Raw genomic sequence first — 5,341 nt, 5'->3', positions numbered from 1 at the left:
GGGGCCGTCTAAAAAGTCAGCCCCAAAGCTGTGGGGTGCGCCACGGTGGCTGTGCTGGTTGCGTTCTGACACATTTAAGAAAAAATATGTGTTCCTTTTTTGGGCCTCCCCACATGCTGGGTGGGCCTTCAGGGAGTTAAAAATGCCGTCTAGACGGATTTTTGGGCCGTTTTAGGTCATTTGGGCCCTTTGTACGACCGGAGTAAGCAGACTACGCCCTTGCTCAATCGATAATTTATGTAATCGACGAAGATTTGTGGCTATCGAAAGGAGGCCCATCTCAATGTTAACCCCCGTAAGTCCCTTTAGTGTAAACCGACGTCTTCCCAGATTGGCCTTCAAGTTGCCAAAGAAGCCCTCGACTTCTGCGTTACGGCGCAGGCACTTTGCTCTACCCTCTTTCGTGCTCAGACGAGCTCGGGCTTGCTGGCGATAGCTTTGACCTTTGTGGCTAATGGTTACCACTCGGTTGCCGTCTTGTTTATGACACATCCCGCGCAAGGGGCAGCCTATGCAATTGACGGCTTTGTACTTACTTGTTTCACGGATATACCCACTTGCTGTTTTCTCCTCTCCCTCTCCACAATACGTCATATGCTGACCCATGGGGCATATCAGCACATTTTGCTCTTCGTTATAGTATAACTGGCTTGGCGCAAATGGCGCTTTAAGTACTCCTTGCTCTTCCTTGTAATAGCCCGGGTATTTGAGGTAGGCTTCTATCTCCTTGCCCTCACAATAGCGATAGGCCTCTTCGTTGCCATACCCCGCATCGGCTGTAATGGCCTTGGGCAAGTTCAATCCGATTTGGCTTAAGATCGATTCGGTGTCTTCAAGATGAGGAATGAGGCAGGCCGCATCAGAAGGCGTCTGGTGCATTGTCCAGTTTACAACAAAGTGGTTTTCCGTTCCCACTTGAGCATTGTAGCCGGGTTTTAGCTCCCCGTTGCCCAAGTGGTCGTCTTTGGGCCTCATGAACGTAGCACCATGATCCGTTTTAGAGTAAGACGACCGATCTCCCAGTAATTCTTGCTGGCGCTCATATTCCTGGAGTTTGGGCAAGGACTTGCTCTCCAGGTTTTTCAGTTTTGTCTTTGCCTTTTTGACCTCTTTGGCTTCCTCCTTGGTGCTGGGGGACTGACTTTCTAAGGCTTTGTTGAGTCGATCAATCGTTTCTTGGACTGCTGCACTGTCGCTGAGTTTGTCCCCTTGATCATCCCCATCGGCAGCTTGCTCATCCTCTTTATCCGCTTTTTCACATAAAGCGTCAATCTGAGAAACGATCATCCCTATCTGGTCTAGCACCGACTTCTTGTAACGCTCAACGTTTGACTTCCAAACGAAGGTGTACCGGCCAGCTACTGACTCCAGTATAGTGCCATCTAAAAAGTAATCATCCAGCTTGACATAGCCTTGTTCATGTAAAGTCAACAAAACGTGGGCAAACACTTCCTTTACCCGGCCACCCATGCGGTGCTTGCGAAAGTTATTGATCGTATTGTGATCGGGAGTGGACATCCCACTTAGCCACATGTAGCACACGTTCTCATAGCAAGCCTTCTCAATCGAACGAGATGAGTACACCCGATCAGAATAGGCATAAACCAACACCTTAAGCAGCATCCGAGGAGAGTACGCGCTACTGCCACCTCCTAAATAGGTGCTTAGGATCGAATCAATGTTCATCCCATCTATAATCTGGCTGATCAGCCGCGCCTTATGATGAGGCGGTACCATGTCGGCAAGATGTGGAGGGAATAGCAAGCCTTGGTTCTGGAGGTCAGGCTTGAAAACTGCTCTTTTTGTGCTCATCGGCTACGGGGATGGGAACAGCCTCAAAATACTACTTTTTCGTATTTTGTACCAGAATGCCCCCCTAGTAGACTTTTTAGACGGCCCCGGGCTGGGGGAGAGGGATTGGGCGCGAACGCGGGTGCTGAGTACGGACTGAGGAGCAAGGGGAAGTCCGTGCTGGTCTTTGAGGCCGTGGACGAACAAGACCTGCTGCTCGAGTTCCGTCGGCTCGAAGAGGCTGCTGTTGAGGTAGGGGACGTGCGCGAAGGCGGCCACGATGGGCTGGCGTTCGGCCGGGGGCTTGGCCAGCACCTTGAAGAAGAGGGAGTGCAGCGCGTCGTAGTCGGGCACCAGCTCGGCGGTGAGGAAGCGCAGGCGGCGGTCTCCGCCGTGGTAGCTCAGCAGCTGGCTTTCCAGCAGTTTGAGGAACAAGACGCGGTTGACCCAGGTGAGGCAGAGTTCGAGGGCGACGGCAAATTCGCGTTCGGCGCGGTTGCTGCCGTAGCTGTTGAAGTGGCGGACGAGGCGGAAGCGGTCGTCGGTCTCCGCCATATCCAGCACGTTTTCCAACAGGCTGGCCGGGTGGCGCTGCCCCGGTGGGAGGCGATCGATGACTTTTTTGCCCGACTTTTTCTGGGCGTCTTCGTAGCGTTCTTCGAGGCCCATGATGTGGAGCAGCTCGCGGTAGAAGCGCTTATCGAGCTTGTTGGAGTCGTTGGCAAAGGGCCGCCGCAGGAGGTGTTCGGGACTGAGGATTTTGTAGATATCGATCAGGCGATCGTCGGTGGCCGGGTCCTGGTCTTCGCAGTAGCGGCGGAAGTCGGCCAGCTGAAAGGCGGTGCAGGGCAGCTTTTCGTCGGCGAGGTCGGCGATGTGGCGGCTGATGATTTCGTAGGCGATGGGGTTGTTTTTGCCGGGGTCGGCGTCGGCGGCCAGCAGCTCGCGCAGGAAGCGTTTTTTGCTGAAGAAGAGGCGCTCGAAGTCGCCGTCGGCAAAGACGTAGAAGTGGTTGCCGTCGGTGATGAGCAGGTGTTTGATGGCCGTGTTGCCCGCTTCGCGTTCGCGGACGAAGTAGAGGGCCAGCTCGTGGAGGGCTTTGGCGTTGGGCCGCTCGGGGGTGAACATTTCCGTGCGGTTGCGGCTGGTCTTCGCCTCGATGATTACGGCGATGGGGTCTTTTTTGCGGGGTCCGTCGTGGATGACGGTGTCCATGCGCCGCACTTCGCTCTGCACGAGGAAATCGTCGGCGGGGTAGGCCAGTCCGCGCAGGAAACTCTGGAGGTGATCGCGCAGGGTGGCTTCGCTTTCAACGTGGTCGGCGGTGAGGTCGAGCAGGCGGGGCAGTTCGGTTTTGAGGCGGTCGATGTCCTGGCGGGCTACTTTTTGTTTGCGGTAGCTTTTGTCGAGGGCCTGGCCGGGTTTAAGCGGAACGATCTGGAGCATGGAGGGCGCTTGTGGGTGTACCGCAGGGGCGGCGTCGGCCAAGATAGTGGGGATTTGGAAATTGCGGGTGAGGTCAAGACGTTTTACGTCGCAGCTGTGAGGTTAATACCTGAGGTCAAGACGTTTTACGTCGCAGCTGCTCTCGCCCGGATCCGGACCTCCGGTCCGGCCACCCCTTCAGCCCATGGAGTTCTCCAACGGATCGGGGCCGTCTAAAAAGTCTACTAGGGGGGCATTCTGGTACAAAATACGAAAAAGTAGTATTTTGAGGCTGTTCCCATCCCCGTAGCCGATGAGCACAAAAAGAGCAGTTTTCAAGCCTGACCTCCAGAACCAAGGCTTGCTATTCCCTCCACATCTTGCCGACATGGTACCGCCTCATCATAAGGCGCGGCTGATCAGCCAGATTATAGATGGGATGAACATTGATTCGATCCTAAGCACCTATTTAGGAGGTGGCAGTAGCGCGTACTCTCCTCGGATGCTGCTTAAGGTGTTGGTTTATGCCTATTCTGATCGGGTGTACTCATCTCGTTCGATTGAGAAGGCTTGCTATGAGAACGTGTGCTACATGTGGCTAAGTGGGATGTCCACTCCCGATCACAATACGATCAATAACTTTCGCAAGCACCGCATGGGTGGCCGGGTAAAGGAAGTGTTTGCCCACGTTTTGTTGACTTTACATGAACAAGGCTATGTCAAGCTGGATGATTACTTTTTAGATGGCACTATACTGGAGTCAGTAGCTGGCCGGTACACCTTCGTTTGGAAGTCAAACGTTGAGCGTTACAAGAAGTCGGTGCTAGACCAGATAGGGATGATCGTTTCTCAGATTGACGCTTTATGTGAAAAAGCGGATAAAGAGGATGAGCAAGCTGCCGATGGGGATGATCAAGGGGACAAACTCAGCGACAGTGCAGCAGTCCAAGAAACGATTGATCGACTCAACAAAGCCTTAGAAAGTCAGTCCCCCAGCACCAAGGAGGAAGCCAAAGAGGTCAAAAAGGCAAAGACAAAACTGAAAAACCTGGAGAGCAAGTCCTTGCCCAAACTCCAGGAATATGAGCGCCAGCAAGAATTACTGGGAGATCGGTCGTCTTACTCTAAAACGGATCATGGTGCTACGTTCATGAGGCCCAAAGACGACCACTTGGGCAACGGGGAGCTAAAACCCGGCTACAATGCTCAAGTGGGAACGGAAAACCACTTTGTTGTAAACTGGACAATGCACCAGACGCCTTCTGATGCGGCCTGCCTCATTCCTCATCTTGAAGACACCGAATCGATCTTAAGCCAAATCGGATTGAACTTGCCCAAGGCCATTACAGCCGATGCGGGGTATGGCAACGAAGAGGCCTATCGCTATTGTGAGGGCAAGGAGATAGAAGCCTACCTCAAATACCCGGGCTATTACAAGGAAGAGCAAGGAGTACTTAAAGCGCCATTTGCGCCAAGCCAGTTATACTATAACGAAGAGCAAAATGTGCTGATATGCCCCATGGGTCAGCATATGACGTATTGTGGAGAGGGAGAGGAGAAAACAGCAAGTGGGTATATCCGTGAAACAAGTAAGTACAAAGCCGTCAATTGCATAGGCTGCCCCTTGCGCGGGATGTGTCATAAACAAGACGGCAACCGAGTGGTAACCATTAGCCACAAAGGTCAAAGCTATCGCCAGCAAGCCCGAGCTCGTCTGAGCACGAAAGAGGGTAGAGCAAAGTGCCTGCGCCGTAACGCAGAAGTCGAGGGCTTCTTTGGCAACTTGAAGGCCAATCTGGGAAGACGTCGGTTTACACTAAAGGGACTTACGGGGGTTAACATTGAGATGGGCCTCCTTTCGATAGCCACAAATCTTCGTCGATTACATAAATTATCGATTGAGCAAGGGCGTAGTCTGCTTACTCCGGTCGTACAAAGGGCCCAAATGACCTAAAACGGCCCAAAAATCCGTCTAGACGGCATTTTTAACTCCCTGAAGGCCCACCCAGCATGTGGGGAGGCCCAAAAAAGGAACACATATTTTTTCTTAAATGTGTCAGAACGCAACCAGCACAGCCACCGTGGCGCACCCCACAGCTTTGGGGCTGACTTTTTAGACGGCCCC

3 protein-coding genes are annotated in these 5,341 nt (G+C 53.1%); 1 reads left to right on the top strand and 2 read right to left on the bottom strand.

All coding sequences use genetic code 11. The features are described from left to right. Window positions 1-171: 171 nt before the first annotated feature. Complete coding sequence (locus H9S92_RS08850; RefSeq protein WP_187464761.1) at window positions 172-1,812, bottom strand: IS1182 family transposase; 1,641 nt, start codon at window positions 1,810-1,812, stop codon at window positions 172-174. Between the two features lie 3 nt (window positions 1,813-1,815). Further along, window positions 1,816-3,237, bottom strand: coding sequence for a DUF7149 domain-containing protein (locus H9S92_RS08845; protein ID WP_222936035.1), 1,422 nt, complete (start codon window positions 3,235-3,237; stop codon window positions 1,816-1,818). A 292-nt stretch (window positions 3,238-3,529) separates the two neighbouring features. Between H9S92_RS08845 and H9S92_RS08840 the strand changes: the two genes are divergently transcribed. Next, complete coding sequence (locus H9S92_RS08840) at window positions 3,530-5,170, top strand: IS1182 family transposase (RefSeq protein WP_187464761.1); 1,641 nt, start codon at window positions 3,530-3,532, stop codon at window positions 5,168-5,170. The last annotated feature ends 171 nt before the right edge of the window (window positions 5,171-5,341 follow it).

This window comes from Neolewinella lacunae (assembly GCF_014349155.1).
GTDB lineage: Bacteria > Bacteroidota > Bacteroidia > Chitinophagales > Saprospiraceae > Neolewinella > Neolewinella lacunae.
The sequence above is the reverse complement of the archived record's forward strand: the minus strand, read 5'-3'. Positions and strand labels throughout refer to the sequence as shown.